Source organism: Arthrobacter sp. zg-Y40, assembly GCF_020731535.1.
GTDB lineage: Bacteria > Actinomycetota > Actinomycetes > Actinomycetales > Micrococcaceae > Arthrobacter_B.
This window is the reverse complement of sequence record NZ_JAJFZS010000001.1, coordinates 296,024-322,794: the sequence shown is the minus strand read 5'-3', so window position 1 is coordinate 322,794 and position 26,771 is coordinate 296,024. Positions and strand designations below refer to the sequence as shown.

Here is a 26,771-nt window from a genome sequence, read left to right as displayed (position 1 = left end):
CCCTGATGGCCGGCTACGTCATTCGACGGTTCCTTCAAATGATCCCCGTTTTCTTCGGGGCCACTTTCCTTGTTTACTTCCTGGTGTTTTCCCTTCCGGGCGACCCGATTGCAGCACTCTTCGGAGACAAGCCGGTCAACGAAGCCGTTGCCGCACAGCTGCGCAGCCAGTACAACCTGGACCAGCCCTTCATCGTCCAGTACCTCCTGTACCTGAAGAACCTGGTCACCTTCGATCTGGGCGTTGACTTCTCCGGCCGCCAGGTGACCGACGTCCTGGCCCAGGCCTTCCCGGTCACGATCCGCCTCGCCATCCTGGCCCTGATCTTCGAAGCGGTCTTCGGCATTGCCTTCGGCCTGATTGCCGGCCTGAAGAAGGGCAAGATCTTCGACAGCACGGTCCTGGTTGTATCCCTGATCGTGATCGCCATTCCGGTCTTCGTGCTCGGCTTCCTGCTGCAGTTCCTGGTGGGTGTGAAACTCCAGTGGACGTCCCCAACGGTGGGCGGCGACGCCGGGTTTACGGACCTGATACTGCCGGCGCTTGTGCTCGGCCTGGCGTCCTTCGCCTATGTGCTGCGCCTAACCCGTACCTCGGTGATTGAAAACATGAACGCCGACTACGTGCGCACCGCCACCGCCAAGGGCCTTTCCCGCCCGCGCGTTGTCACGGTGCACATCCTGCGCAACTCGCTGATCCCCGTGGTGACCTTCCTCGGAGCAGACCTGGGTGCGCTGATGGGCGGCGCCATTGTCACCGAAGGCATCTTCAACGTCCCCGGAGTGGGACAGCGACTTTACCAGTCCGTCGTCAGGGGAGAGGGTCCCACGATCGTCTCGATCGTCAGCGTTCTCGTTTTCGTCTACGTGATCGCCAACCTCCTTGTAGACCTCCTGTACGCCTGGCTTGATCCGAGGATCCGTTATGAATAAAGACACCACAAGCATCGAGCACTATGTTGCTCCGCTGGAGGAAACCCCTCTGGCCGCAACTGACAGCGTCAAGGATGACGTGCAGCCGCTGAGCCTTTGGGGGGAGGCCTGGCGGAACCTGCGCCGGCAGCCGCTCTTCATCATCTCGGCGCTGCTGATCCTGCTGATCCTCACCGTGGCAGCCTTCCCGGGCCTGTTCACCAGCGCGTCCCCGGATGAAGGGTGCCTGTTGGATAATTCCGACGGCGGACCCACGGCCGGGCATCCGCTCGGCTACACCTTCCAGGGCTGCGACGTGTACGCCCGCGTTATCTACGGCGCACGTGCCTCCGTGCTGGTCGGCCTGCTGACCACCATCGCCGTCGTTATCATCGGCGGAATCCTGGGTGCGCTGGCAGGGTACTACGGCGGCTGGCTGGACGCTGTCCTGGCCCGCCTCGGCGACATCTTCTTCGCGCTCCCGCTGATCCTCGGCGCCATCATCATCATGCAGCTGCCCGCGTTCCGCGAGAACCGGACCACCCTGACGGTGGTCTTCACGCTGTTGATCTTCGGCTGGCCCCAGGTTGCCCGCATTACCCGCGGCGCTGTGATCTCGGTCCGCAATGCCGACTTCGTGGTGGCCTCCCGCTCACTGGGCGTCTCGAAGTTCTCGGCGCTGATGAAGCACGTCATCCCGAACTCGATGGCACCGGTAATCGTTATCGCCACCATCTCGCTGGGCACCTTCATTGTTGCCGAGGCCACCCTGTCCTTCCTGGGCATTGGCCTGCCGCCCAGCATCATGTCCTGGGGCAATGACATTTCGGCTGCCCAGACCTCGCTGCGGTCCAATCCGTCAACGCTGCTCTGGCCTGCTGCCGCCCTGTCCATTACCGTGCTGAGCTTCATCATGCTCGGTGACGCGGTCCGTGATGCTCTTGATCCGAAGGCGCGCAAACGATGACCACCAATACTGAAGAAACGGCTGTTCAGCCGCTGCTTGAAATCCGCGACCTTGCCATCACGTTTGCCACGGCAAACGGCGACGTCGAGGCCGTCCGCGATGCTCACCTGACCATCATGCCCGGCGAAACCGTGGCCATTGTGGGGGAGTCCGGTTCGGGCAAGTCGACGACGGCCCTCGCGGCCATCGGCCTGCTTCCAGGCAACGGACGCGTCAGCTCCGGACAGATCCTGTTTGACGGCGAGGATATTTCCAACGCCAGTGCCAAGCGGATCCAGGAACTCCGCGGCAACTCCATCGGCATGGTTCCCCAGGACCCCATGTCCAACCTGAACCCGGTATGGAAGATCGGTTTCCAGGTCAAGGAAACACTGCGGGCCAACGGCCTGCCGCACGCTCCGGCGGATATCGCCAAGGTGCTGGAGCAGGCCGGACTGCCCGACGCCGCGCGCCGGGCCAAGCAGTACCCGCACGAGTTCTCCGGCGGCATGCGCCAGCGCGCGCTGATCGCCATCGGCCTTTCCTGCCGACCGCGCCTGCTCATTGCCGATGAGCCGACGTCGGCCCTGGACGTTACCGTGCAGCGGCAGATCCTGGACCACCTGGGCACCCTGACCGATGAACTGGGAACAGCAGTACTGCTGATTACGCACGACCTCGGCCTGGCCGCAGAGCGTGCACAGAAGGTAGTGGTGATGTACAAGGGCCGCGTGGTGGAAGCCGGGCCGGCCCTCGAAATCCTCACCAACCCGCGCCACCCCTACACGCGCAAGCTGGTGGAGTCGGCCCCGTCGCTGGCCTCCAAGCGGATTGACTCCGCCAAGAGCCTGGGCCTGCAAAGCGCGGACCTGCTGACCTCCGAAGACGAGGACAAGCTGAAGGCCGCGGACAACGTTATTGAGGTCAAGGACCTGACCAAGGTCTTCAAGCTGCGCAGCGGCATTGGCCGGTCCACGGATTTCACCGCCGTGGACAACGTGTCCTTCAACATCAAGCGCGGCACCACCACGGCCGTGGTGGGCGAGTCCGGTTCGGGCAAGTCAACGGTGGCCCGCATGGTGCTGAACCTGGAGACGCCTACCAGCGGTTCCATCCTGTTCAACGGGGTGGACATGACCACGCTGAACAGCAAGCGCCTGTTCGAGTTCCGCCGCCGGGTGCAGCCGATCTTCCAGGACCCGTACGGTTCCCTGGACCCGATGTACAACATCTTCCGCACCATCGAAGAACCGCTGCGGGTACACAAGATCGGCGACGCCAAGAGCCGCGAGGCCAAGGTCCGCGAACTGCTTGACCAGGTGGCCCTGCCGTCCTCGGTGATGCGCCGCTTCCCGAACGAGCTCTCCGGCGGACAGCGCCAGCGCGTTGCGATTGCCCGCGCGCTGGCACTGGATCCCGAAGTGGTTATCTGCGACGAAGCCGTTTCGGCACTGGACGTGCTGGTGCAGGCCCAGATCCTGAACCTGCTCGCTGACCTGCAGTCGGAATTGGGGCTGAGCTACCTGTTCATCACCCATGACCTGGCCGTAGTGCGCCAGATTGCCGACTACGTCTGCGTGATGGAAAAGGGCAAGCTCGTGGAAACCGGTTCCACGGACGCCGTCTTCGACGCGCCCCAGCAGGCCTACACCCAGGCCCTGCTGGCAGCCATCCCGGGCTCACGCCTGGAACTGCCGCCGGCAGTCGCCTAACAGCGCACTGCAGAACTGCACGGAAGGCGGGGAGCCCCAACGGGTTCCCCGCCTTCTGCGTCTGTGCGTCCGGCTGTGCGACCCAGCTGTGAGACCGCGCTGTGCGACCCCGCTGTGAGACCCCCGCCCTGCCCCGGATTTGCGCCCTCGGTGAAGCCGCATTAGGGCAGACATGGTATTGCGACTAGAATGTTAGCGTGCCTGCTGACGGCGGGGCCTTCGGTGGATTCTGACTGGTGATTGAGCAAGAGATTGAATCAGCATTCGTACAGAACAGCCGGATACGCCGGAGCCCCTCCGGTGGAAAAGAAACACCCCGAACTGATCTCCTATGAATTGAGTCCTCACGCATGTCAGAAACCAACACGGCTGTAAACAGCGCAGTGCGAAGCGACCTCCGCAACGTTGCTATTGTGGCCCACGTTGACCACGGTAAGACGACCCTCGTCGACGCCATGCTGAAGCAGACGAACTCGTTTGCTGCCCACGGAGACGTGGAAGACCGCGTGATGGACTCCGGTGACCTGGAGCGCGAAAAGGGCATCACCATCCTGGCCAAGAACACCACGGTGTTCTACAACGGCCCGGCTGCCAACGGCGAAACCATCACCATCAACGTCATCGACACCCCCGGCCACGCCGACTTCGGCGGCGAGGTCGAGCGCGGCCTGTCCATGGTCGACGGCGTTGTGCTGCTGGTGGACGCCTCTGAAGGCCCGCTGCCCCAGACCCGCTTCGTGCTGCGCAAGGCACTTGCCGCGAAGCTGCCGGTAGTCCTGCTGGTCAACAAGACCGACCGTCCCGATGCCCGGATCGACGAAGTCGTCAGCGAGTCCATGGACCTGCTGCTCGGCCTGGCCTCCGACCTCGCGGACGAAGTTCCGGACCTGGACCTTGACCTGATCCTGAACGTTCCCGTTGTCTACGCCGCAGCCCGCGTCGGTGCTGCTTCCCTGGAGCAGCCGGCCGACGGCGAAGCTCCCGCGAACGACAACCTGGAGCCGCTGTTCCAGACCATCCTGGAGCACATCCCCGCTCCCACGTACGATCCCGAAGGCGTCCTCCAGGCGCACGTTACCAACCTGGACGCCTCGCCGTTCCTGGGCCGCCTGGCCCTGCTGCGTATCTTCAACGGCACCCTGCGCAAGGGCCAGATGGTTGCATGGGCCCGCCACGACGGAACCATGAAGACGGTCAAGATCACCGAACTGCTGGCCACCAAGGCACTGGACCGTGTTCCCACCGAATCCGCCGGCCCCGGTGAAATTGTCGCCGTCGCCGGTATCGAGGACATCACCATTGGTGAAACCCTCACCGACGTGGACAACCCCAAGCCGCTGCCGCTGATCACCGTGGATGACCCCGCCATCTCCATGACCATCGGTATCAACACCTCGCCGCTCGCCGGCCGGGTCAAGGGTGCCAAGGTCACGGCCCGCCAGGTCAAGGACCGCCTCGACAAGGAACTGATCGGCAACGTGTCGCTGAAGGTCCTTCCGACCGAGCGTCCGGACGCCTGGGAAGTACAGGGCCGCGGCGAGCTCGCCCTGGCCATCCTGGTGGAGCAGATGCGCCGCGAAGGCTTCGAACTGACTGTCGGCAAGCCGCAGGTCGTCACCAAGCTCATTGACGGCAAGGTCAATGAGCCGATGGAACACATGACCATCGACGTACCCGAGGAATACCTCGGAGCCGTCACGCAGCTGATGGCAGTCCGTAAGGGCCGCATGGTCAACATGTCGAACCACGGCACCGGCTGGGTCCGCATGGAATTCATCGTCCCCGCCCGCGGCCTGATCGGTTTCCGCACCAAGTTCCTGACGGAAACCCACGGCGCAGGCATCTCCTCGTCCATCGCCGAGGGCTACGAGCCGTGGGCCGGTCCGATCGAATACCGCACCAACGGTTCGCTGATCTCCGACCGCTCCGGCGTCGTTACCCCGTTCGCCATGATCAAGCTGCAGGAACGCGGTTCCTTCTTCGTGGAGCCCACTTCCGAGGTTTACGAAGGCATGATCGTCGGCGAGAACTCCCGCGCCGATGACATGGACGTGAACATCACGAAGGAAAAGCAGCTCACCAACATGCGTGCTGCGTCCTCGGACACCTTCGAGAACCTGACACCGCCGCGGAAGCTCACCCTGGAAGAGTCGCTCGAATTCGCCCGTGAGGACGAATGCGTCGAGGTCACACCGGAATCGATCCGCATCCGCAAGCTGGTCCTGAACGCCAACGACCGTGCGAAGGCCAACCGCGCACGCGCCAAGGCCTAGTCATCACCGCAACGGCCGACACCGGCAAGAGGCCCCCGCGCTGGCGGGGGCCTCTGGTCGCCGTGCTGGGCGGAATCACGGCGGCTGTCCTCGGCACCTCGCTGCATAACCAAGTGGTGTATGCCGGCGACACCGGGCTTCCGGTCGGCGCAGTGCTGGCGGTGGTGTTCAGCTGCGCTGTGGCGCTGCTGGCCGGCCTTTGGCAGCGCAGCGCAGCGGTCAGTGCCGCCGCCGGCGTCATCACGTATCTGCTGCTGGGGCTGTTCTCCCTGGACCTGCTCAACGAGGCCCCGCTGATCGTGACCGGCGCTGCTGCCGAGGAGCAGCCGCCCGTTGTTACAGCGGGACTGGTGTGGCTGTTCGGCCAGGCGGTAGCCACGGTTGGCGCTGTCCTGGCCTGCACCCGGGTGCTCGCCCGGGACCGGGCCGCCGCCAAGGCTGCCTAGCGCAGCCGGAAAAGCGTGTAAGAGCGGCAAAGGCCGCCGGAACAACTGTTCCGGCGGCCTTTGCCGTTTTTTCTCAGGACCTGCGGGGAGCGCGGCGCGGGGGAGGCGGCGGCACGGTTTTGGCGGCCGTGACCAGCGGGTAGGCAATAACGACGTCGCCGCGCCGGGTCGCTACTGTGCATTCGGTATCGCCCACGGCCCCCAGTGTGCCCAGGGCGTCGGTGAAACCGCCGTCGATCCGGTAGCGCACCACCACGCGGACCCCCGGCTGCAGGCTGCGCAGCAGGGCTGCCGGTTCGGAAAAGTTCATTGAACCATCCTATGCGGCGGGTCCCAGACCGGACCCGGGCCGTGCGCCGGGCCGTCCCGGCTGGGAGATAATGGCTTCGGCTACTAACGTGGAACCAACACCCAGCGGAACCGCCGGCCTCCGGCAGGCGGGACGCAGATCAGGAAGGCAAGGGACGTGACGTACGTAATTGCGCAGCCGTGCGTAGATGTGAAAGACAAGGCATGTATCGAAGAATGCCCCGTGGACTGCATCTACGAAGGTGAACGCTCCCTCTACATCCACCCGGACGAATGCGTGGACTGTGGCGCCTGTGAACCTGTATGCCCGGTAGAGGCCATTTACTACGAGGATGACACCCCGGAGGAATGGGCCGACTACTACAAGGCCAACGTCGAGTTCTTTGATGACCTGGGATCCCCGGGCGGTGCGGCCAAGGTGGGCAACACCCATAAGGACCACCCCATCATCGCTGCCCTGCCTCCGCAGAACCAGGCATGAGCCCGGCAGGATCAAGGGCCTTCGGGCTCGACCTGCCGGAATACCCCTGGGACGCCATGGCCCCGTACCAGCGACGGGCCGCAGAGCACCCTGAGGGTGCCGTGAACCTCTCCATCGGCACGCCCGTTGACCCGACCCCCGCCGTCGTCCGCGAAGCCCTCAGCGCCGCCGCTGACGCGCCGGGTTACCCCACCACCCACGGCACCGCAGACCTGCGGAACGCAGTGGTCGAGTGGTTCGCCCGGCGGCGCGGGGTGCCGGGCCTGGACCCGGCGGACGTGCTGCCCACCATCGGCTCCAAGGAACTGGTGGCCTGGCTGCCGTTGCTGCTGGGGCTGGGGGAGGGAGACGTTGTGGTCCGCCCCGTGGTTGCCTATCCCACCTACGACATGGGGGCGGTCTTTGCCGGGGCGACGGCGGTGGCCGCCGACAACCTTGACGAACTGGACGGGGAAACCCGTTCCCGCGTGCGGCTGGTCTGGGTGAACTCCCCGGGCAACCCCACCGGCATTGTGCGGACTGCGTCCTCGCTGCGCACCCTGGTGGAGCAGGCCCGGGAAATCGGCGCCGTGGTGGCCTCCGATGAGTGTTATGCCGAACTGGGCTGGGGCCCCTGGGACCCCGCACGCGGCGGTGAACCGGTGCCCAGCATCCTTGACCCCCGCGTCAGCGGCGGCAGCAGCAATTCCCTGCTCGCCGTGTACTCGCTGAGCAAGCAGTCCAACGTGGCCGGCTACCGGGCGGCGTTCACCGCCGGCGATCCGGCGATCATCGCCAATATGGTCAACAGCCGTAAGCACGCCGGAATGATTGTCCCCGCCCCGGTGCAGGCTGCCATGGCGGCAGCACTGCGCGACGACGAGCATGTGGCGCAGCAGAAGGACCGCTACCGGGCCCGGCGCGAACAGCTGGTCCCGGCGCTGGAGGGTTTCGGGTTGAAGATCGAGCATTCCGAGGCCGGCCTGTACCTGTGGGCAACCGCCGGTGAAGACACTTGGACAACGGTCTCCCGTTTCGCGGACCTGGGAATTGTTGTTGGTCCCGGTGTTTTCTACGGCGATGCCGGTGCAGGATATGTCCGCATTGCGTTGACCGGTTCGGATGCCGATATCCGTGCCGCGGCGGACCGGCTCTTGGCCGCGGCGGAATTGGACCGCGGGCGGCCCCGGCAGGAATAGTATTAGGCACTGCACCGGAATACCGTCCGTGCCTATGTTGCGCTTGTACAACGGTGCCCGCACCGATTAGTGGTAAGGGCACTGATACCGGTAGCGTTTTAGCGAAATAGTTTAGCGGAATGCACTATGTCCCGTCGGAAGCGGCTACATAGCGGCGGTTTCGAAAACTCCTAAAGGAGACTTAATGACTGAGCAACCCAGTGCCAAGCTTCAGTACGGGGCAAACCCGGAAGACGAGCTTGTGCTGCCCCGCGTTGCCGCAGCGGAGGGAAACGACGGACTCGACGTTTCCAAGCTGCTGAAGCAGACCGGCACCGTTACGTTCGACCCCGGGTTCATGAACACCGCGGCCACCACATCCGCCATCACGTACATCGACGGCGACCAGGGGATCCTGCGCTACCGCGGCTACCCGATTGAGCAGCTGGCCAAGCACTCGAGCTTCCTCGAGACGTCCTACCTGCTGATCTACGGGGAACTGCCGACGCCCGCCGAGCTGGAGAACTTCGACCAGCGGATCCGCCGCCACACCCTGCTGCACGAAGACCTCAAGGGCTTCTTCGGCGGCTTCCCCCGCGACGCCCACCCGATGCCGGTGCTGTCCTCGGCCGTGAGCGCGCTGTCCACGTTCTACCAGGACTCGCTGGACCCGTTCGACGAAGAACAGGTGGAACTGTCCACCGTCCGGCTGATGGCCAAGCTGCCGGTCATTGCTGCGTACGCGCACAAGAAGTCCATCGGCCAGCCGATGCTCTACCCGGACAACTCCATGAACCTGGTGGAGAACTTCATGCGGCTCTCCTTCGGTCTGCCGGCCGAGCCGTATGAAATCGATCCGGACCTGGTGAAGGCCCTGGACCTGCTGCTGATCCTGCACGCGGACCACGAGCAGAACTGCTCCACCTCCACTGTGCGCCTGGTCGGCAGCTCCAACGCGAACATGTTCGCGTCCGTCTCCGCCGGCATCAGTGCACTCTTCGGCCCGCTGCACGGCGGCGCGAATGAAGCAGTGCTGAACATGCTCCGCGACATCCAGGCCACGGGCATGCAGCCGGAAACCTTCATGGAGAAGGTCAAGAACAAGGAAGACGGCGTGAAGCTCATGGGCTTCGGGCACCGCGTCTACAAGAACTACGATCCGCGGGCGAAGATCGTCAAGGCCACCGCCCACGAAATCCTGTCCAAGCTCGGCGGCAACGACGAGCTGCTGGATATCGCCATGCGCCTGGAAGAGAAGGCCCTGGCCGATGATTACTTCATCGAGCGCAAGCTGTACCCGAACGTCGACTTCTACACCGGCCTCATTTACAAGGCCATGGGCTTCCCGGAGAAGATGTTCACCGTCCTCTTCGCCATCGGCCGCCTGCCGGGCTGGATTGCCCAGTGGCGCGAAATGATGCAGGATCCCCAGACGAAGATCGGCCGCCCGCGCCAGCTGTACACGGGCGCCCCCGAGCGGAACTACCCGCAGCGCTGATTGTTCCGGCCGTAAAACGCCAAAAGAGAAGGTCCCCGGATGTTTCCGGGGACCTTCTCTTTTGGTGTTTCGGCGGATTCGGTCCGTCCAGCTGAACCGCTAGGACGCGGCGTAACCCTCGGGGTTGTTCTTCTGCCAGCGCCAGTGGTCCTCGCACATGGTGGCCAGGCTGCGCTCGGCACGCCAGCCCAGGTCCGCGTGCGCTGCGGAGGGATCGGCGTAGCTGACGGCGGCGTCGCCTGGACGGCGGGCCGCGAACTCATAGGGGACATCCCGGCCCGCGGCAGCGGAGAACGCGGTGAGGACCTCGAGGACGGAGGACCCGTTGCCGGTGCCCAGGTTCCAGCGGTGCACTCCGCCGTTGCCGGCCAGGAAGTTCAGGGCGGCGAGGTGGCCCGCTGCCAGGTCCACCACATGGATGTAGTCGCGGACACCCGTGCCGTCCGGGGTGGGGTAGTCGTTGCCGAAGACCATGACCTTCTCCCGGCGGCCCACGGCCACCTGCGCCACGAACGGCAGCAGGTTGTTGGGGATGCCGGTGGGATCTTCACCGATCCGGCCCGATTCGTGCGCACCGGCAGGGTTGAAGTAACGCAGCAGCGCAATGTTCCACCGGCCGTCGGCGGCGCCCAGATCACTGAGGATGTCTTCGATCTGTTCCTTGGTGCGGCCGTAGGGATTGACGGCATCCATGGGGGAGTCCTCGGTCAGCGGGACCTCCTCAGAGGCACCGTACACGGTGGCGGAGGAGCTGAAGACCAGGGTGCGGACGTTGTGCCGGTCCATGGCCCGCAGCAGGTTGATGGTGCCCACCACGTTGTTGTGGTAGTAGTACAGGGGCTTGGCTACGGATTCGCCCACGGCCTTGAGCCCGGCGAAGTGGATAACCGCGTCAATGGCGGCGCCGTTGAAGACCGTTTCCAGCGCTGCTTCTTCCAGCAGATCCGCCTTCACGAACTCGGCCTTGCGGCCGCTCAGCTCCTGGACCCTGCGAAGCGACTCCTCGCTGGAGTTCATCAGGTTGTCCAGGACCACCACGTCATGGCCTGCTTCCAGCAGGGCAAGCGTGGTGTGGGATCCGATATAGCCGGTGCCACCGGTGACTAGAATACGCATGCCCTTAGCCTAATCGGTCGGTCGCCGGGTTCCCCATCCGGCGGTCCGGCGTGCCCTATTCCTCGGGGACGCTGTAGGCGGTGACGGCAACCTGGCCGGCGTCCGCAGAAGACTGCTCCCACACGGAACTGCCCAGCTGCCAGGTGCGTCCGTCGTAGGCCACCGACTCGATGCCGAGGAGTTGGGCATTTGCCACGAACCACTGCGCAACGGACCAGCCGTAGGTTCCCTCGACGTCGGCCAGGTACAGCGGGCCGAGCACCGAGCCGTTCAGCGGACCGTAGATTTCCTCGACGGCGGACGCGCTGGCGCCGGCATCGGCGGAAACCGATGGCGGGCGCAGGGTGCAGGACAACGCGGCAGGAGTCTGGCCGGTAAGGGCGGAGGCGAACGCCCGGGCAGGTCCTTCGTGTTTGGCGTATGCCTCGGGGAAGGCGCTGCGCTGGACGGCCTGGGCGGCGTCGGTAATGGTCAGGTCCAGGTATCCCGGCACCTTCTCCAACCCGTTGTAGAAGGCATTGGCGGCATACACGGGGTCCATGACCTGCTCTTCACTGCCCCAGCCCTGGCTGGGACGCTGCTGGAACAGGCCGCGGGAGTCCGGGCCGGCGTCGTCCCCGTAATCCAGGTTGCGCAGCCCGGATTCCTGCATGGCGGTGGCCAGTGCAATGGACACGGCTCGCGGCGGCAGGCCGCGGGTCACCGCCACACCGGAAATGATCGAGGCATTGCGTGCCTGTTCCAGGGTCAGCGAGTATTCCGCTCCGCCCACCGACGCGATGCAGCGTTCGGTAATGACGGGGGTATGTTTTTTGCCGTTCAGGGCCGCCACCGCGAAGAGCGAGACGAACGCGGCCAGGCACAGCCCCAGCAGCAGGACCAGGAGCCGGAAGCTGCGGGTCTCATGCTGCTGGAGCCGTTGCATGCCGGTGCCGCTTAGTTCGCGTGCAGCGCGGAATTCAGCTCCACGGTGCGTCCGTTGCGGGGCAGGGCCTGGACGGCACCGGTCACCGAGTCACGGCGGAACAGCAGGTTGGGCACGCCGGACAGCTCGGCGGCCTTCACCTGCCGGGGCTCCCCGCCGCCGAGCACCGTGACGCGGGTACCGGCCGTGACGTACAGGCCTGCCTCCACCACGCTGTCGTCGCCGATGCTGATGCCCACACCGGAGTTCGCGCCCAGCAGCACGCGCTCACCGAGGGTGATTTTTTCCTTGCCGCCGCCGGACAGCGTGCCCATGATCGAGGCACCGCCGCCGACGTCGGTGCCGTCGCCGACCACCACGCCGGCCGAAATCCGGCCTTCCACCATGGAGGTGCCCAGCGTTCCCGCGTTGAAGTTCACGAAGCCTTCGTGCATAACGGTGGTGCCTTCAGCCAGGTGCGCGCCGAGGCGCACCCGCCCGGCGTCGGCTATGCGCACACCCGCTGGGAGCACGTAGTCGGTCATGCGGGGGAACTTGTCCACGCCGAAGACCGTCACCGGACCGCGGCTGCGCAGCCGCAGCCGCACGGCGTCAAAGTCCGCGACGGCGCAGGGTCCGTAATTGGTCCAGACCACGTTGGGCAGCGAGCCGAAGATCCCGTCCAGGTTGATGGTGTTGGGGCGGACCAGGCGGCTGGAGAGCAGGTGCAGGCGCAGGTAGGCGTCGGCGGTGCCGGCAGGTGCGGCATCGAGGTCAATCCGGGTGTCCAGCACTTCGCCGTGCGTGCCGCGGATCCCGTCGGCCATCGCCTCGGCGGCGGCCTCCAGTTCACTGTGCAGGGCGGAGTCCGTGGCGGACTCTCCGAGAACCGGGCGGGGGAACCATACATCGAGCACCGCGCCGTCGGCGGCAACCGTAGCGAGGCCGAGGCCGGAGGCAGTGCGGGAGTCCGTGCTTGCTTCAGTGGGGGCTGGGGCAGGGCTTGAAGTCATGGGCCCCAGTCTACCGAGCGGTACTGTGGGAAGGTGACCGAAACTGACACAACTTCCCTGGACCTGACCGACGACGTAGCCCGGCTGACGGCAGTCCTGATGGATTTCGAGAGCGTCTCGGGCAATGAAAAGGCCCTCGCCGACGCCGTCGAAACGGCATTGCGCGCCTACCCGCACCTTGAGGTGTCACGGGACGGGGATTCCGTGGTGGCCCGGACCAACCTTGGCCGGACAGAGCGGGTCATCCTCGCCGGCCACCTGGATACCGTGCCCCTGCCGACAGTGCCCGGATCACGGGGAACCGTGCCGTCCTCCCGGGACGGCGACGTCCTGTACGGCCGCGGTGCCACGGACATGAAGGGCGGGGTTGCGGTGCAGTTGGCGCTGGCTGCTGCACTCACCGAACCCACCCGGGACATCACCTACGTTTTCTACGACCATGAAGAAGTCGAGGCCTCCCTCAGCGGGCTGGGCCGGTTGGCCGTCAGCCATGCGGACTGGCTGAAGGCCGATTTCGCCATCCTATTGGAGCCCACCAACGGCACTGTGGAAGGCGGCTGCAACGGCACCATGCGGTTCCATGCCACCACCGCCGGGCGGGCTGCGCATTCGGCGCGAGCCTGGATGGGAGAGAACGCCATCCACGGCGCGGCCGAAATCCTGGTGCGGCTGCGGGACCACTCGCCGGCCACCGTGTCCGTGGAAGGCCTGGACTACCGCGAATCCCTGAACGCCGTACGGATTTGGGGCGGTACGGCGGGCAACGTTATTCCCGATGCCGCCACGGTGGAGATCAACTACCGCTTCGCCCCGGACAAAAGCGTGGATGAGGCCGAAGCCTACGTGCGGGACCTGCTGGCCGGTTTCGACCTGGTCCGCACCGACGCCGCCGCCGGCGCCCGACCGGGACTGACCCTGCCCGCCGCCGCCAGCTTTGTGGCCGCCGTCGGGGCCGAGCCCAAGCCCAAGTACGGCTGGACCGACGTCGCCCGGTTCAGTGAACTGGGCATCCCGGCGGTGAACTTCGGGCCCGGCGATGCACTGTTGGCCCACACGGACAACGAGCATGTGCATGCCGGCGCGATCCGGGACTGCCTGGCCGCGCTGCGGTCCTGGCTGGGCTAAGCGGCAGCGCCGCCCTGACACCGGAGGAACACAGAAGGGTCCGGGAACACACGAGGGGAGGACAGGCGATGCCTGTCCTCCCCTTTTTCTTGTGCGTGCTGGGCTACCGGGCTGGGCTACCGGGCTGGGCTACCGGGCACCGGCCGGGGCTTCGACGCCCTCGGGTTCAATGGTGTCTTCAATCTTGAGGAGCTTGCCGGCACGTGCCCCCAAACGCCGGGAGAGGCGCTGGGCGGCGAACGTCAGCAGGAAGTTCAGGAGGATGAAGATGGCCGCGGTGACCAGCAGGGCCGGCAGGATGTTGCCCTCGCCGGAAGCGAGGCGGCGGGCATTTTCGAGCAGTTCGGTGTAGCCGATGAAGGTACCCAGTGCGGAATCCTTGAGGATCACCACGAACTGGCTCAACAGAGCCGGCAGCATCGCAACCAGCGCCTGCGGAATCTCGATGCTCCGCAGCGACTGGCCCGGCGTGAGGCCGATGGCCAGGCCGGCTTCGCGCTGGCCCTTGGGCAGGCCGAAGACACCGGAGCGGACCAGTTCGGCAATCACCGAACCGTTGTACAGGGTCAGCGCAATGACTACTGCCCAGAAGGGAACCTGAGCCGGGTCCACGGACGTGGACTTGGAGAGGAACTGGTAGAAGAACACCATCATCAGCAGCACTGGCACGGCCCGGAAGAATTCCACCACAATGCTGCAGGCCCAGTTCAGTGGCTTGAAGGGGGAGAGCCTGCCGATGCCGAAGAGCAGGCCGAAAACAATGGATGCCACGACGGCAACGGCTGCGGCCTTCAGCGTGGAGAGCAGGCCGGGCAGCAGGTAGAACTGCCAAGTGCTCCACTCAAGGAACGGCGTCCACTTGGCTGCTTCGAACTGGCCCTTGTCCGCCAGCGCCGAAACCACCAGCCACAGCAGTCCGAGGACCAGCAGTACACCAAGGATGTTTGCGAACATGATGGTCCGCCGGGCGCGGGGCCCCGGGGCATCAAACAGGACGTTCTGTGTGCTCATCGTGCCACCGCCAGTTTCTTCGAGGCCCAGGTGGTGAGCAGGCCAATGGGGATAACGATGATGACGTACCCGATGGCGAAGGTCAGGAAGATCTGCGTCATGAGGTTGGGGTAGAACTCGATCATGGTTTTCATGGTGCTGGAGGTCTCCACGGCTACGCCCGCCGTGGCGGCCACGGTGGTGTTCTTGACCAGGGCGATCAGCACGTTGCCCATGGGGGCAATGGCTCCCCGGAAGGCCTGCGGCATGATGATGATCCGTGCCGCAGGCAGGAAGCCCAAACCGATGGCCCGGGCGGCTTCAGCCTGCCCCATGGGGACGGTGTTCACGCCGCTGCGGATGGCTTCGCAGAAGAAAGCCGCGTGATAGATGGTCAGCGAGAGTACCGCCAGCCGGAAGAAGTTGGTGGTGAAGTCCGTGGACAAGCTGATATTCAGCTGCGACCAGAGCGCAAGCGAACCGAAAACCATGATGATGGTCAGCGGTGTGTTCCGGAAGATATTCACGTAGGCGGCACCGAACCACCGCAGGCTGGGGATCGGCGAGATCCGCATCAGTGCCAGAACGGTGCCGAGTATCAGCGACCAGAGAGCCGCCCAGAACGTGAGCTGGATGTTGACCCAGAAAGCGCCGACGACGTCGTACTGCTCGAAGAGGGCAGTAAAACCCTCCATGTTTCACCTCTTTATGGTGGACGAAGCCCGGGCCGGGAAAGCGGGTGGCTTTCCCGGCCGCGGGGTGGAACGGAAGGTGCCGCAGCACCTGTGGAACTGGTTAGGCGCAGGCGTCCATCTTCGGCGGGTTCAGCTCTGCGTTGAAGGTGTAGTCGGCACCCTCGGTGTTCTTCTTGATGGCTTCTTCCCAGGCACCGTCGTCCATCATCTTGGTGATCGCGGCGTTGATGTCCTCACACTTGACGATCCCGCCTTCCTTCGGCAGGCCCACACCGTACTTCTCCTCGGAGAACGTGTTGCCGACAACCTTGAACTTGCCCTTGTTGGCGTCCGTGGAGGCCAGGCCGGCGAGGATGATGTCGTCAGTGGTCACGGCGTCGATCTGGCCGCCCTGCATGGCAGTCACGCACTCGGCGTAGCTCGGCTGCTCCAGCAGGTTCACGCCCGCGGCGTAGTTGTCCTTGATCTTCTGCGCGGAGGTGGAACCGGTGACCGAGCACAGGTTCTTGCCTTCCAGGTCCTCGGGGCCGGAGATGTCACTGTCGGAGGGGACCAGGAGGTCCTGGCCGGCCACGAAGTACGGACCGGCGAAGGCCACCTTTTCCTTGCGGGTGTCCGTGATGGAGTAGGTCGCGAAGATCATGTCCAGCTGGTCGTTCTCGAGCATGTTCTCGCGCTGGGCGGAGGGGCTGGAAATGAACTCGATCTGGTCTTCGGGGTAGCCCAGTTCGTTGGCAACGTACTTGGCGACGTCCACGTCGAACCCGGTGTACTCGCTGCCGTCCTTGAAGCCCAGGCCCGGCTGGTCGAACTTGATACCGATGCGGATTTTCTCGCCGGCGGATTCGGAGCTGCCGGACCCGGACTCGGAACCGGAATCGCTGCCGCAGGCGGACAGGGTAAGGGCTGCAACGGCAGCAATGGCTGCCGCCGCGTAACGGGTCTTGCGCATGATTTCTCCTTGCATTGCGGTGTCCCGGTGAACGGGGCACCTAGCCTCATAAGGATTTCCCCCAACTGGTGAAACCCCGGTACTGCGGTACTGCCGGTGGTGCGGTGAACTCTCTAGTGCGAGAGGATCTTGCCGAGGAAGTCCTTGGCCCGGTCGCTCTTGGGATTGGTGAAGAACTCCTCCGGGGTGGCTTCTTCGACGATCTGGCCGTCGGCCATGAAGATCACGCGGTCCGCTGCCTTGCGGGCGAAGCCCATCTCATGGGTGACCACCACCATGGTCATGCCGTCCTTGGCCAGTTCCACCATGGTGTCGAGGACCTCGTTGATCATTTCCGGGTCCAGGGCCGAGGTGGGCTCGTCGAAGAGCATCACCTTGGGTTTCATGGCCAGCGCGCGGGCAATGGCCACGCGCTGCTGCTGGCCGCCGGAAAGCTGCGCCGGCAGTTTGTTGGCCTGGTTGGCTACGCCCACGCGTTCGAGCAGGGACATGGCCAGTTTCTTGGCTTCAGCCGGCTTGGATTTGCGGACCTTCACCGGTCCCAGTGCCACGTTGTCCACGATCGACTTGTGGGCGAACAGGTTGAAGGACTGGAAGACCATTCCGACGTCGGCGCGGAGCTTCGCCAGTGCGCGGCCTTCGGCCGGCAGGACGGCGCCGTCAACGGTGATTTCGCCGTCGTCGATGGTCTCCAGGCGGTTGATGGCGCGGCACAGCGTCGACTTGCCGGATCCCGAGGGGCCGATCACGACGACGACCTCGCCGCGGGCAATGTCGAGATTGATGTTCTGCAGGACGTGGAGGTCCCCGAAATGCTTGTTTACGTTCTTCAGCGAAACAAGCGGTGCAGCGGATTCAGGCGCGGACATGCCTGGGGATGTGTCACTGGTCATAAGGAAAATCTAACCAGACATTGTTGCCAGTATGTGTCACGTGCCACGTCGACGGGAAATTGTGACGTAAGAGCAATCAAACCCGGACCTTGGGATCCGATGCGGCCAAGCTCGTTGCCAGCAGCGGGATGGCGGTTAGCCTAGAGGCATGCCTATCAGCGAAGACCCCCGTTCCACGTCCCCGGACCGCCCGCGCAAGCGGGGGATGGTGGAACTGCGCCGGGGTGCGGCCCTGACGCCGCAGTCGGACCGTTTCCTGCTGGACTCCGCCGACGCGACGCATTTCACCCACACCGACCCCTGGCGGGTGCTGCGGATCCAGAGCGAGTTCGTGGAGGGATTCGGCACCCTGTCCGAGCTGGGGCCTGCCGTCAGCGTTTTCGGTTCCGCCCGGAGCGTGCCCGGCTCGCGGTACTACAAGCTCGGTGAAGAAGTGGGCAGGCTGCTCGCTGAAGCCGGGCTGGCCGTGATTACCGGCGGCGGACCCGGATCGATGGAAGCGGCCAACAAGGGTGCCGTGGGAGCGGACGGGCTGTCCGTAGGCCTGGGCATCGAACTGCCCTTTGAAACCGGCCTGAACGAGTGGGTGGACCTGGGCGTCAACTTCCGGTACTTCTTTGTGCGCAAGACCATGTTCGTGAAGTACGCGCAGGGCTTTATTGTGCTGCCGGGCGGGTTTGGCACGTTGGATGAACTGTTTGAGGCGATGACCCTGGTCCAGACACAAAAAGTCACGTCCTTCCCGATTGTGCTGGTCGGCTCAGACTTCTGGAATCCGCTGCTGGACTGGGTCCGGGACAGCCTGCTCGCGGAGGGCATGGTGTCCGAGACTGACCTCAGGCTCCTGCACGTGGTGGACGATCCCTCCGAAGCGGTCCGGCTGATGATCAACGACAGCGCCGGGCACGTCGCGCCCTAGGGGCATCGGGGGCATCTGGCACCATGGTCGTGTGACACTCCTCCTGGTTTTCCTAGCCATTGCCGTCCTGGGCCTGGCGGCCGTACTCGGTGCGGGCAGATTGCGGGCCGGCAGTCCTGCCGAAGCCGCAGCGGACGCTGTACAGGGCCTGCCGGAGCCGGATCCCCGCCTGCCGCCGGTCCTGCTGCCCGAACGCCCCGACGCCGGTGACGTGGGCAGGCTCCGGTTCTCCGTTGCCCTGCGCGGCTACCGGATGGACCAGGTGGACGCGGTCCTGGACCGGCTGGCGGAAGCCCTGGCGGCACGCGATGCGAAGATCAGCGCGTTGGAAGCAGGCGCGCGGGAACCAGGCGCGCGGGAACCAGGCGCGCGGGAAACAGGCACCGCCCCGGACGGGGACAGGGAATGAGCGCGGTGCCGGGCCCGGACGGACTGGCGCGCTGCGGCTGGGCGCTGGCCAGCGAGGACTACACGCACTACCACGACACTGAATGGGGCCGCCCGGTGGTGGGCGAGGCGGCGCTCTTTGAACGGCTGAGCCTGGAGGCCTTCCAGTCCGGACTGAGCTGGATCACCATCCTGCGCAAGCGCGAAGCTTTCCGGGCCGCCTTCGCCGGGTTTGATCCCGTGCGCGTGGCGGCGTTCGACGACGGCGACCGGGCCCGCCTGATGGCCGACACCGGCATTGTGCGCAACGCGGCCAAGATCGACGCGGTGATCGGCAACGCCCGGGCACTGCTGGCACTGCCGGAGGGGGAGAGCCTCTCCGGCCTCCTGGCCGGATACCGTGCCCCGGATGGGCGGCCCGCACCGCAGACGGCCGCCGATATCCCGGCCATCACCCCTGAATCCACGGCACTGGCCAAGGACCTGAAAAAACGCGGATTCCGGTTTGTCGGACCAACAACCGCCTATGCAATGCTCCAGGCCACCGGATACGTCAATGACCATCTGGCCGGATGCTGGGTGCGCAATGGCTGAGGAATCCGGAGACCACAGCGCTGTTGATCGGCGCACGGAGGGACCCGGCGGCAGTGCACCCTCGCCGGCCGGGCAGCTGGCCGGCCTGGCGGGTCGGGCGGCCGGCACCCTGGCCCGGTGGCCCTGGTACGCGCAGGTCCTGGCCCTGTGGGCCGCGGCCCGCCTGTTCTCGGCCGCTGTGCTGGTTGCCGCGGCCCGCTTCCAGCCGGCCGGGCCCTGGGGCGAGGCGTCGCCGTCGTACGGGGAGTTCATCAACATCTGGGACGCCCAGTGGTATTCGAGGATCTACGAAGACGGATACCCCGCTGCTGTGCCCCGGGACCCTACCGGAAAAGCGCAGGAAAACGAGTGGGCGTTCTACGCGTTGTTCCCCGTGCTGGTCCGTGGCCTCGACGCCCTCACCGGGCTGGGGTGGAACGTGCTGGCACCGGTTGCCGCCACCTTGGCGGGCTTCGCCGCCGCGCTGGTGGTCTACCGGCTGTTCCGGCTGCGGGCACAACACGGGACCGCAATGTGGGGCCTGGCGTTTGTGGCCGTGTTTCCCGTGTCGCCCATCCTGCAGGTTCCCTATGCCGAATCCCTGAATTTGCTGTTGCTGGCCGCAGCCCTGTACCTGCTGGTTTCCCGCCGTTACCTCACCGCCATTCCGGTGGTGGTCCTGATGTGCCTGTCGCGGCCGGTGGGGGTGCCCTTTGCGCTCGCCGTCGGGCTGGTGTTCGTGGTGCGCTTGGCGCGCCGCCGGCACACGGAACCGGCACCCGGGCAGGCCTGGCGGCTGGTTGCCCTGACAGCCGTGTCCGGAGTATCGGCACTGGCCTGGCCGGCGATCGCCTGGGCCTTTACCGGGGACCTGCGGGCGTACACGGACACCGAGAGTGCCTGGCGGTACGGAGACCTGATCCCGTTTAAGCCGTGGCTGACCATGTCGCAGCACCTGTTTGGTTCAGTCTTCGGACCGGTGCTGCTGGCGGTTCTGGTGCTGGCCGCCGCGGTTTACCTTTCGTCAGCGTCCGTGCGCCGCCTGGGACTGGAACTTCAGCTTTGGTGCGCCAGCTACGTGCTTTACCTGCTGGTATTCCTGAATCCGCAAACCAGCACGTTCCGACTGCTGCTGCCCCTGTTCCCGCTGGCCCTTTCCACCGCTTGGCTCAGCCGCTCCAGGGCCTACCGCGGAGCGGTCGCTGCAGCCTTCGCCGTCCTGCAGATTGTGTGGGTTGTTTGGCTATGGAGGTGGACGGAATTACCCGGCGGAGGGGACTATCCACCCTGAGTTGTGGCGCGCAACACACGAAATTTCGTTTGCCCGGTACTTGTACGGAATAATGACAGCAATTGCCGAAGGGATATTTTACTTTCGTCGGCAGCGGATTACAGGTGATCCGGGATAACCGGCGCACTGTGAAAGGGGAAATCTGAAATGGCTGCGATGAAACCACGCACGGGCGACGGGCCCATGGAGGTTACAAAGGAGGGGCGCAGCCTCATCTTGCGGGTGCCGATCGACGGCGGCGGGCGCCTGGTGGTCGAGCTCAACGCAGAAGAGGCGGGCAAGCTGAAGGACTGCCTCTTGGGTGTGACGGGCTAGCCTTAACCCATGCAGTTGCCTCCCAAGCCTTCGTCCAAGACCGGCTCCGTTCCGGCTTCGCCCTTTGTGTCCGCACCGCTGCCGGGAGTCACTGCCCTGGCCGGACTGGACGCACGCACAGGCAGGGCCGGTAACGGCAGCGGACTGCAGCCGGCTGCGGAGGAGCGCGTGGACGTGCTGGCCGTGGCCATCGCCCCGGCTCCCGTGGAGGCAGGACAGGACGATGCGGAAGAGGCGGCGTATCCGGTCCCGGAGCCGCGGCGCGGCGCGGTGGAAGCAGCTGTCCGCTACGGCGCCGACATTGCCGCCCGGGCGCGCAGCGCCAAAGTGACCGGCCGGGCCGGGGAGATCCTCGTGATCGAACCGCCCCGGGATTCAGCAGCCCTGCCCGGCAAACTGCTTTTTGTGGGCACCGGTGACGAATCCCCGGCAGCGCTGAGGCGTGCCGGGGCTGCCCTCGCCCGTGCCACCATGGGCTGCGCAAGGATCCGCAGCTCCGTGGTGGACGGGCTCGGTCCGGACGCACAGGCAGCTTTCCTTGAGGGGTTCCTGCTCGGGGGCTACCGGCCGCCGCGGGCCGGAGTTACCCAGGCGCCGGCCCCGATCGCCGAGCACCTGGAGCTGACCGGACTCGAAGCCGGTGCCGCTGCCCGGGCTCTGGCCACCGCCCGGGCCGTGTGGCACGCCCGCGACCTGACGAACACCCCCGCCGATACTGCCACGCCGGAATGGATGGCAGCACAGGCCAGGGCCGCCGCGGTCCGCAGCGGCCTGCAGGTCCGGGTCCGCACCGAGGATGAACTGCGGGCCGAGGGCTTCGGCGGCCTGCTCGCCGTGGGCTCCGGATCCGAGCACCCGCCGCGGCTGGTGGAGGTTGCCTACGTCCCCAAAGGGGAGAAGGCCGCACCGCACGTGGTCCTGGTGGGCAAGGGCATCACCTTCGACTCCGGCGGCATATCGCTCAAGCCGCGGGACGCGATGATGACCATGAAAACGGACATGGCCGGTGCTGCCGCCGTGCTGGCCGTGGCAGAAGCAGCAGCCGCACTTGAACTGCCCGTCCGGGTCACCGCCGTGCTGGCCCTTGCGGAAAATGCCATTGGCGGCGCCGCCTACCGTCCGGCCGATGTGGTCCGGACCTATGACGGCACCACCGTGGAAGTGGGCAACACCGACGCCGAGGGCCGGATGGTGCTCGCAGATGCCCTTGCCTATGCAGCGGCCGAGCTGGCCCCCGACGTGCTGGTCGACGTCGCCACGCTCACCGGTGCGGCTGCCCTGGGGCTGGGCCTGAACCACGCCGCACTGTTCGGCAACGCCCCGGCCCTGGTGGCGGCGCTGGAAGCGGCGGGTAAGACTTCCGGCGACGCCGTGTGGCAGCTGCCGATGGTCCGGGAGTACGCCGGCATCCTGGATTCCGACGTCGCCGATCTGTCCCACATTGCGCCTGTGAAGGCCAAGTTCGGTGCAGGCGCCATTGTGGCCGCACTGTTCCTGGAGAAATTCACCGCCGGAGTCCCGTGGGCGCACGTTGACATTGCGGGTCCCTCCCGTGCCCCGAAGGACAGCCGGGAGCAGACCAAGGGTGCCACCGGGTTTGGCGTCCGCCTGCTGCTGGCGTACCTGGCCGGATACCGTTCCGGCGGCGCCGCCTAGGCGGTTTTGACGGCCAGCAGCAGGCCGTCGCCGGTGGGCAGCAGCGCCGAGGCAAGCTCCTCGTTTTCCCGGATGGCCTTGCCGACCTTGCGCATGGTGTTGGTGGTTGCTTCGCGGACCGCCGGGTCGGCAACCTTGCCGTGGTCCAGGGCGTCATTGACCACCAGCAGCCCGCCGCGCTTGAGCAGGCGCACAGCCTGGGTCACATAGAGCGGGAAGGACGGCTTGTCGGCGTCGATAAACACCATGTCATACGCAGCGTCCGTGAGCCGGGGGAGGACCTCCGCGGCCCGCCCCGAGATGGTCCGGGTCCGGTTGCCCGGGATCCCCGCTTCGGCGTAGGCTTCCCGCGCTGCGCGGAGGTGGTCCACGTCCGAATCAATGGTGGTGAGCACAGCGTTTGAGCCCAGGCCGCGCAGCAGGCACACCCCGGACACCCCGGCGCCTGTACCTACTTCCACTACGGTGGCCGCCTTGCTTGCGGCGGCCAATACGGTCAGCGCGGCTCCCACGCCACTGGACACCGCGCTGACGCCGAGCTCATAGGACCGTTCACGCGCGCGGAGCAGGACCTCATCCTCGGTAGGCAGGGCCTCCGTGTAGGACCAACTGGTCTGCTTGTCGGCGCGCATGTTTTCACTTTCGGTGCTGGTGCGGAGGGGGTGCTGCTTCCACAAGCTTAAGGCCAAGCGCAGCCGAACCCCGTACACGCTGCCGGAGCGTCTTGTGCGGGAAGTTCATGCGTGCTAACAGCCAACTCCCAGATTGGTGCGTAAACATTGTTAATCGGTGCTCCGCGTGGTATTTGGGGCCAAGCACGATAGACACAGCAAAATGCACAGTCACGATGCACAGTGACCGTGCACAGTAACGAGCAGGTCCGAGCAGGCTGGAAGGAAGGAGGAAGACTATGGCAACGACGCCGGATGCGGCAGCCGCAGACATGGCTGCGGACTGGGTGCGCCCCTCATGGGAGGAAGTGGTGGAGGCACACTCCGCCAAGGTATACCGGCTGGCCTACCGGCTGACCGGCAACAAGCATGATGCCGAGGATCTGACGCAGGAAGTCTTCGTCCGCGTTTTCCGTTCCCTGGCAAACTTCCAGCCGGGCACGCTGGACGGCTGGCTGCACCGCATCACCACCAACCTTTTCCTGGACCAGGCCCGGCGCCGCAGCCGTATCCGCTTTGACGGGATGACCGAGGAAACCCAGAGCCGGCTGCCCAGCAACGGTCCCGGCCCAGAGCGCAGCTTCGAATTCAACAACCTGGATGTGGACATTGCCCGCGCCCTCGAGGAACTGCCGCCGGACTTCCGGGCGGCCGTAGTGCTGTGCGACCTCGAAGGGCTCTCCTATGACGAGGTGGCGCAGGTGCTGGACGTCAAGCTCGGCACGGTGCGTTCCCGGATCCACCGCGGACGGGCCATGCTCAAGGAGAAGCTTTCACACCGGGACCCGCGGCAGCGTCCGCTGTCCCGGCCACGGCTGAAACTGCCTCGCGTTGCGGGAGTTAACTGACCCGTGCGACACCCCACCAGGTATCTGCGGGACTACGTTGATGCCGAAATGACGCCGGAGCGGCAGCATGCCGTGGAAGCCCATCTCGCCCGCTGTGCGTCCTGCCGCGCGGCAGTAGCCGAAGAGCGCCGGCTGCGCAGCCGGCTGCGGGCCCTGCGTGTTCCCGCCGCGGGGCCGGACCTTGCTGCCCGGATAGCCGGTACTGCGGCAGCCACCGCCGAACGCGCGGACCAGGAGGCCGGTGGGGAACCCGGGAACGGATCCAATACCGCGGGCGGCGCCGTCACCGGAAGCCAACGGCAAGGGGCGCCGCTGGACCGCCGCAGCCATGCTGTTGCTGCGGGTGTGGCCGTTGCTGCAGCAGCGGCAATGCTTTTGGGCGGGGCCTACGCGGCTGGCACTGTGCTGGAAGTTCCGCCGGAGACGGGCACGCGCACGGCCATGGCGGCCGGTTGGGAGGAAGTGACCGGTTCCGGATCCGCTGCCCTCAGCCCGGACCAGCTGCAGTCGCTGCGGGGCCACGGATGGTCCTGCCCTGAACTGGCGGACCTGGGGCTGGAACTTGAAGCGGCGCGTTCGCTGCAGGTGCAGGGCCACCCCGCCGTCGAAATGGTCTTCGCGGGCGCCGGTGAGCGGATTCGGCTGGTGGAGCAGCACCCGCTGCCGGGGGAGGACCGGCAGCCGGTCGTCAACGCCTTTACCGGCCATTCCGTGGCCGCCGACGGTTTCACGGCGCTTGGATCGGACAAAGGCCCCGCGGTGTTCAGCTCCGACGAGCACCCCGGGCAGACCGTCGTCGCCGCCGGGAGCGTTACCTATACCTTCGAATCCACCATGCCGGTGAAGTCACTGCCCCGGGCAGTGGAAGAACTGTCCCTGCTGGAGTCCTCCCGGCTGGCCCGGCCCGGTGCAGGCGCGGAACCGATGGAACGCATTGCCCGCGGGCTTGCCGTGTTCGCCCGCGCGGGCTGGAGCATCTAGGATGCCCGAAAGTGGCTTGCTGATCCCGGGAAAAGGTAGTCTTCAAGAGTGGTAGGAATCAACGGTTACGAGTTCATTATCCTGGCGATACTCGCCGTAGTGATACTGGGCCCCGAACGCCTGCCCGAATATGCCTCCCAGCTGGCCAGGCTGGTCCGGGAAGTCCGGCGGATGGCCAGCGGTGCCCGCGAGCAGCTGCGCGAAGAGGTTGGCCCGGAAATAGACGAGGTGGACTGGCGGAAGCTGGATCCCCGGCAATACGACCCGCGGCGCATCATCAAGGAAGCGCTGCTGGATGACTTCGAAGACGCCGCGCAGGCCGCGAAGGGCCGGCCTCCGGCGGCCCGGGCGGGTTCTGCGCCTGCCCCCGCACCGCAGCCGCCGACACCGGCCTCTGCGTCCGGTGCCGCACCCGTTCCGGCGGCTGCCCGCCCGCCGGCCGTCAAACCCCTCGAACGCCTGGCGCCGGGAGAACCGGCGCCCTTCGACATCGAGGCAACCTGAGTCCTGCGGCGATCGCCCCTACGCGGGGCTGACCCCGAGGTTCCGTCCGGCCAGTCCGCGCGGCCGGTGCGCCAGGTTCCGCGCAATCCGGCGCAGTTCCGCCGCAGCGGTGCCGGCAGCAGTTCCGCCCGACGCTGCGTCATCGCAGGCCAGGCTTTCCAGCCCGTCCAGGGCCACCGGGCGTCCGCCGTCGCCGCCTTCCCGCAGGGCGACGTCGAGCGGGATGCTTCCCAGCAGCGGTACCGGGTAGCCGAGGGTGCCTGTGAGCCGTCCGGAGACGGCGGCGCCCCCACCGGAGCCGAAGACCTCAAGGCGTTCCCCGCCCGGCAGGGCCAGCCAGGACATATTTTCAATCACTCCGGCAACCTTCTGCCCGGTCTGCTTCGCCACACTGCCGGCACGCTCGGCTACGTCGGCGGCGGCGCTCTGCGGTGTGGTCACCAGCAGGATCTCAGAGCCCGGGAGCAGCTGGCCAACGGAGATTGCAATGTCGCCGGTGCCCGGCGGAAGATCGAGGAAAAGCACGTCCAGGTCACCGAAGTACACGTCGGTAAGGAACTGCTCCAGCGCCCGGTGCAGCATGGGCCCGCGCCAGGCCACGGGCTGGTTGCCTTCGACGAACATACCGATGGAAATGGTCTTGATGCCGTAGGCCACCGGGGGCAGGATCATTTCATCCACGCGGGTGGGCGGACGGGTAATGCCCAGCAGGCCGGGCACGGAGAAGCCGTGCACGTCGGCGTCGACAATCCCCACCCGCAGTCCGGCGGCTGCCATGGCTGCGGCAAGGTTCACGGTGACGCTGGACTTCCCGACACCGCCCTTGCCGCTGGCCACGGCGTAGACGCGGGTCAGCGAACCGGGACGGTTGAACGGAATGGTCCGCACCGGATCCCCTCCGCGCAGCCGATCCTTCAGCGCATCGCGCTGCTCAGGGGTCATCACGTCCAGGCCGACGGCCACGCTGCTGACACCGGGCACGGCCGCCAGCGCATTTTCGACGTCGGTGGTGATCGTGCCGCGCAGCGGGCAGCCGGCGATGGTCAACAGCACTTCGACGCGGACCGCGCCCGACGGGTCCACTGTGACGCCCTTGAGCATGCCTAGTTCGGTGATGGGCCGGCGCAGTTCCGGGTCCTGGACGGTATCCAGGGCACGGAGCACCTGCGCTTCCAGGGTGGAAGCCGGTTCGGATACGGGCACGG

28 protein-coding genes are annotated in these 26,771 nt (G+C 66.0%); 18 read left to right on the top strand and 10 right to left on the bottom strand.

Going from position 1 to position 26,771, the window contains the following annotated elements; all coding sequences use genetic code 11:
- The first annotated feature begins 5 nt into the window (after positions 1-5).
- From LJ754_RS01440 to LJ754_RS01420, 5 genes are all read left to right on the top strand, one after another.
- A complete protein-coding gene (locus LJ754_RS01440) occupies positions 6-932 on the top strand; it encodes an ABC transporter permease (protein WP_227925035.1) in 927 nt (308 codons plus the stop codon).
- A complete protein-coding gene (locus LJ754_RS01435) occupies positions 925-1,878 on the top strand; it encodes an ABC transporter permease (RefSeq protein WP_227925034.1) in 954 nt (317 codons plus the stop codon). The genes LJ754_RS01440 and LJ754_RS01435 overlap by 8 nt, the downstream gene beginning before the upstream one ends.
- Complete coding sequence (locus LJ754_RS01430) at positions 1,875-3,569, top strand: ABC transporter ATP-binding protein (protein ID WP_227913597.1); 1,695 nt, start codon at positions 1,875-1,877, stop codon at positions 3,567-3,569. The genes LJ754_RS01435 and LJ754_RS01430 overlap by 4 nt, the downstream gene beginning before the upstream one ends.
- A 350-nt stretch (positions 3,570-3,919) precedes the next feature.
- Complete coding sequence (gene typA / locus LJ754_RS01425; protein ID WP_227925033.1) at positions 3,920-5,842, top strand: translational GTPase TypA; 1,923 nt, start codon at positions 3,920-3,922, stop codon at positions 5,840-5,842.
- A 62-nt stretch (positions 5,843-5,904) separates the two neighbouring features.
- Positions 5,905-6,288 (top strand): hypothetical protein, encoded by a 384-nt coding sequence (locus tag LJ754_RS01420; RefSeq protein ID WP_227913599.1) that lies wholly within the window; start codon positions 5,905-5,907, stop codon positions 6,286-6,288.
- A gap of 73 nt (positions 6,289-6,361) precedes the next feature.
- On the opposite strand, the gene LJ754_RS01415 is transcribed toward LJ754_RS01420, so the two are convergent.
- Positions 6,362-6,598 carry a putative acetyltransferase gene (locus LJ754_RS01415; protein ID WP_227913600.1) on the bottom strand — a complete coding sequence of 79 codons (237 nt, stop codon included), beginning with the start codon at positions 6,596-6,598 and terminating at the stop codon, positions 6,362-6,364.
- Positions 6,599-6,754: 156 nt separating this feature from the next.
- Here LJ754_RS01415 and fdxA point away from each other — a divergent pair, with 156 nt between their 5' ends.
- From fdxA to LJ754_RS01400, 3 genes are all read left to right on the top strand, one after another.
- Positions 6,755-7,078 (top strand): ferredoxin, encoded by a 324-nt coding sequence (gene fdxA, locus LJ754_RS01410; protein ID WP_227903680.1) that lies wholly within the window; start codon positions 6,755-6,757, stop codon positions 7,076-7,078.
- Positions 7,075-8,256, top strand: coding sequence for a succinyldiaminopimelate transaminase (gene dapC / locus LJ754_RS01405; RefSeq protein WP_227925032.1), 1,182 nt, complete (start codon positions 7,075-7,077; stop codon positions 8,254-8,256). The genes fdxA and dapC overlap by 4 nt, the downstream gene beginning before the upstream one ends.
- Positions 8,257-8,440: 184 nt before the next feature.
- A complete protein-coding gene (locus LJ754_RS01400) occupies positions 8,441-9,733 on the top strand; it encodes a citrate synthase (RefSeq protein WP_227913602.1) in 1,293 nt (430 codons plus the stop codon).
- Positions 9,734-9,832: 99 nt separating this feature from the next.
- Here the strand turns inward: LJ754_RS01400 and galE are convergent, their stop codons facing one another.
- From galE to dapD, 3 genes are read right to left on the bottom strand one after another with little or no spacing between them, the layout of a single operon-like run.
- Positions 9,833-10,849, bottom strand: coding sequence for a UDP-glucose 4-epimerase GalE (gene galE / locus LJ754_RS01395; protein WP_227925031.1), 1,017 nt, complete (start codon positions 10,847-10,849; stop codon positions 9,833-9,835).
- Positions 10,850-10,904: 55 nt separating this feature from the next.
- Positions 10,905-11,774 carry a hypothetical protein gene (locus tag LJ754_RS01390; protein ID WP_227913604.1) on the bottom strand — a complete coding sequence of 290 codons (870 nt, stop codon included), beginning with the start codon at positions 11,772-11,774 and terminating at the stop codon, positions 10,905-10,907.
- A gap of 11 nt (positions 11,775-11,785) precedes the next feature.
- Entirely contained in the window at positions 11,786-12,766 is a 981-nt protein-coding gene (gene dapD / locus LJ754_RS01385; protein ID WP_227925030.1) for a 2,3,4,5-tetrahydropyridine-2,6-dicarboxylate N-succinyltransferase, read from the bottom strand.
- 33 nt (positions 12,767-12,799) lie between these two features.
- On the opposite strand from dapD, the gene dapE reads away from it, so the two are divergent.
- On the top strand, positions 12,800-13,891 hold the full coding sequence (gene dapE / locus LJ754_RS01380) for a succinyl-diaminopimelate desuccinylase (protein ID WP_227925029.1): 1,092 nt from the start codon (positions 12,800-12,802) through the stop codon (positions 13,889-13,891).
- A gap of 129 nt (positions 13,892-14,020) precedes the next feature.
- Here the strand turns inward: dapE and LJ754_RS01375 are convergent, their stop codons facing one another.
- From LJ754_RS01375 to LJ754_RS01360, 4 genes are all read right to left on the bottom strand, one after another.
- Positions 14,021-14,902, bottom strand: a complete 882-nt coding sequence (locus tag LJ754_RS01375) for an amino acid ABC transporter permease (RefSeq protein WP_227913607.1) — start codon at positions 14,900-14,902, stop codon at positions 14,021-14,023.
- Positions 14,899-15,576, bottom strand: a complete 678-nt coding sequence (locus LJ754_RS01370) for an amino acid ABC transporter permease (protein WP_227913608.1) — start codon at positions 15,574-15,576, stop codon at positions 14,899-14,901. The genes LJ754_RS01375 and LJ754_RS01370 overlap by 4 nt, the downstream gene beginning before the upstream one ends.
- 100 nt (positions 15,577-15,676) lie before the next feature.
- On the bottom strand, positions 15,677-16,528 hold the full coding sequence (locus tag LJ754_RS01365; protein WP_227925028.1) for a glutamate ABC transporter substrate-binding protein: 852 nt from the start codon (positions 16,526-16,528) through the stop codon (positions 15,677-15,679).
- A gap of 113 nt (positions 16,529-16,641) precedes the next feature.
- Positions 16,642-17,397 (bottom strand): amino acid ABC transporter ATP-binding protein, encoded by a 756-nt coding sequence (locus LJ754_RS01360; RefSeq protein ID WP_227925414.1) that lies wholly within the window; start codon positions 17,395-17,397, stop codon positions 16,642-16,644.
- A 172-nt stretch (positions 17,398-17,569) separates the two neighbouring features.
- On the opposite strand from LJ754_RS01360, the gene LJ754_RS01355 reads away from it, so the two are divergent.
- From LJ754_RS01355 to LJ754_RS01330, 6 genes are all read left to right on the top strand, one after another.
- Positions 17,570-18,340 (top strand): TIGR00730 family Rossman fold protein, encoded by a 771-nt coding sequence (locus tag LJ754_RS01355; protein ID WP_227913610.1) that lies wholly within the window; start codon positions 17,570-17,572, stop codon positions 18,338-18,340.
- A 31-nt stretch (positions 18,341-18,371) separates the two neighbouring features.
- Positions 18,372-18,749: a DivIVA domain-containing protein gene (locus LJ754_RS01350; RefSeq protein ID WP_227925027.1), complete on the top strand. Its 378-nt coding sequence runs from the start codon at positions 18,372-18,374 to the stop codon at positions 18,747-18,749.
- Entirely contained in the window at positions 18,746-19,321 is a 576-nt protein-coding gene (locus LJ754_RS01345; RefSeq protein WP_227925026.1) for a DNA-3-methyladenine glycosylase I, read from the top strand. Before LJ754_RS01350 ends, LJ754_RS01345 begins: the two co-directional genes overlap by 4 nt.
- On the top strand, positions 19,314-20,591 hold the full coding sequence (locus LJ754_RS01340) for a hypothetical protein (protein WP_227925025.1): 1,278 nt from the start codon (positions 19,314-19,316) through the stop codon (positions 20,589-20,591). Before LJ754_RS01345 ends, LJ754_RS01340 begins: the two co-directional genes overlap by 8 nt.
- 147 nt (positions 20,592-20,738) lie before the next feature.
- A complete protein-coding gene (locus LJ754_RS01335) occupies positions 20,739-20,906 on the top strand; it encodes a DUF3117 domain-containing protein (protein WP_227913614.1) in 168 nt (55 codons plus the stop codon).
- A gap of 9 nt (positions 20,907-20,915) precedes the next feature.
- Positions 20,916-22,562, top strand: a complete 1,647-nt coding sequence (locus tag LJ754_RS01330) for a leucyl aminopeptidase family protein (RefSeq protein WP_227925024.1) — start codon at positions 20,916-20,918, stop codon at positions 22,560-22,562.
- On the opposite strand, the gene LJ754_RS01325 is transcribed toward LJ754_RS01330, so the two are convergent.
- Entirely contained in the window at positions 22,559-23,194 is a 636-nt protein-coding gene (locus LJ754_RS01325) for an O-methyltransferase (RefSeq protein ID WP_227913616.1), read from the bottom strand. The two genes, LJ754_RS01330 and LJ754_RS01325, sit on opposite strands and share 4 nt — an antisense overlap.
- 278 nt (positions 23,195-23,472) lie before the next feature.
- Here LJ754_RS01325 and sigE point away from each other — a divergent pair, with 278 nt between their 5' ends.
- From sigE to LJ754_RS01310, 3 genes are read left to right on the top strand one after another with little or no spacing between them, the layout of a single operon-like run.
- On the top strand, positions 23,473-24,081 hold the full coding sequence (sigE, locus tag LJ754_RS01320) for an RNA polymerase sigma factor SigE (RefSeq protein ID WP_227925023.1): 609 nt from the start codon (positions 23,473-23,475) through the stop codon (positions 24,079-24,081).
- A 3-nt stretch (positions 24,082-24,084) separates the two neighbouring features.
- Positions 24,085-25,062, top strand: coding sequence for a zf-HC2 domain-containing protein (locus LJ754_RS01315; protein ID WP_227925022.1), 978 nt, complete (start codon positions 24,085-24,087; stop codon positions 25,060-25,062).
- Positions 25,063-25,110: 48 nt separating this feature from the next.
- On the top strand, positions 25,111-25,566 hold the full coding sequence (locus tag LJ754_RS01310) for a Sec-independent protein translocase TatB (protein ID WP_227925021.1): 456 nt from the start codon (positions 25,111-25,113) through the stop codon (positions 25,564-25,566).
- 18 nt (positions 25,567-25,584) lie between these two features.
- Here the strand turns inward: LJ754_RS01310 and LJ754_RS01305 are convergent, their stop codons facing one another.
- On the bottom strand, positions 25,585-26,769 hold the full coding sequence (locus LJ754_RS01305; RefSeq protein WP_227925020.1) for an Mrp/NBP35 family ATP-binding protein: 1,185 nt from the start codon (positions 26,767-26,769) through the stop codon (positions 25,585-25,587).
- Between the last annotated feature and the right edge of the window lie 2 nt (positions 26,770-26,771).

What these genes read in the sequence shown, in the direction of transcription:
- LJ754_RS01370 (WP_227913608.1), bottom strand. Translation starts at nt 15,576, where the DNA reads ATGGAGGGTTTTACTGCCCTCTTCGAGCAGTACGACGTCGTCGGCGCT.
- LJ754_RS01340 (WP_227925025.1), top strand. Translation starts at nt 19,314, where the DNA reads ATGGCTGAGGAATCCGGAGACCACAGCGCTGTTGATCGGCGCACGGAG.
- LJ754_RS01435 (WP_227925034.1), top strand. Translation starts at nt 925, where the DNA reads ATGAATAAAGACACCACAAGCATCGAGCACTATGTTGCTCCGCTGGAG.
- sigE (WP_227925023.1), top strand. Translation starts at nt 23,473, where the DNA reads ATGGCAACGACGCCGGATGCGGCAGCCGCAGACATGGCTGCGGACTGG.
- dapC (WP_227925032.1), top strand. Translation starts at nt 7,075, where the DNA reads ATGAGCCCGGCAGGATCAAGGGCCTTCGGGCTCGACCTGCCGGAATAC.
- typA (WP_227925033.1), top strand. Translation starts at nt 3,920, where the DNA reads ATGTCAGAAACCAACACGGCTGTAAACAGCGCAGTGCGAAGCGACCTC.
- LJ754_RS01430 (WP_227913597.1), top strand. Translation starts at nt 1,875, where the DNA reads ATGACCACCAATACTGAAGAAACGGCTGTTCAGCCGCTGCTTGAAATC.
- dapD (WP_227925030.1), bottom strand. Translation starts at nt 12,766, where the DNA reads ATGACTTCAAGCCCTGCCCCAGCCCCCACTGAAGCAAGCACGGACTCC.
- LJ754_RS01365 (WP_227925028.1), bottom strand. Translation starts at nt 16,528, where the DNA reads ATGCGCAAGACCCGTTACGCGGCGGCAGCCATTGCTGCCGTTGCAGCC.
- galE (WP_227925031.1), bottom strand. Translation starts at nt 10,849, where the DNA reads ATGCGTATTCTAGTCACCGGTGGCACCGGCTATATCGGATCCCACACC.
- LJ754_RS01375 (WP_227913607.1), bottom strand. Translation starts at nt 14,902, where the DNA reads ATGAGCACACAGAACGTCCTGTTTGATGCCCCGGGGCCCCGCGCCCGG.
- LJ754_RS01325 (WP_227913616.1), bottom strand. Translation starts at nt 23,194, where the DNA reads ATGCGCGCCGACAAGCAGACCAGTTGGTCCTACACGGAGGCCCTGCCT.
- LJ754_RS01400 (WP_227913602.1), top strand. Translation starts at nt 8,441, where the DNA reads ATGACTGAGCAACCCAGTGCCAAGCTTCAGTACGGGGCAAACCCGGAA.
- LJ754_RS01335 (WP_227913614.1), top strand. Translation starts at nt 20,739, where the DNA reads ATGGCTGCGATGAAACCACGCACGGGCGACGGGCCCATGGAGGTTACA.
- LJ754_RS01330 (WP_227925024.1), top strand. Translation starts at nt 20,916, where the DNA reads ATGCAGTTGCCTCCCAAGCCTTCGTCCAAGACCGGCTCCGTTCCGGCT.
- LJ754_RS01440 (WP_227925035.1), top strand. Translation starts at nt 6, where the DNA reads ATGGCCGGCTACGTCATTCGACGGTTCCTTCAAATGATCCCCGTTTTC.
- LJ754_RS01345 (WP_227925026.1), top strand. Translation starts at nt 18,746, where the DNA reads ATGAGCGCGGTGCCGGGCCCGGACGGACTGGCGCGCTGCGGCTGGGCG.
- LJ754_RS01355 (WP_227913610.1), top strand. Translation starts at nt 17,570, where the DNA reads ATGCCTATCAGCGAAGACCCCCGTTCCACGTCCCCGGACCGCCCGCGC.
- LJ754_RS01415 (WP_227913600.1), bottom strand. Translation starts at nt 6,598, where the DNA reads ATGAACTTTTCCGAACCGGCAGCCCTGCTGCGCAGCCTGCAGCCGGGG.
- LJ754_RS01360 (WP_227925414.1), bottom strand. Translation starts at nt 17,397, where the DNA reads ATGTCCGCGCCTGAATCCGCTGCACCGCTTGTTTCGCTGAAGAACGTA.
- LJ754_RS01390 (WP_227913604.1), bottom strand. Translation starts at nt 11,774, where the DNA reads ATGCAACGGCTCCAGCAGCATGAGACCCGCAGCTTCCGGCTCCTGGTC.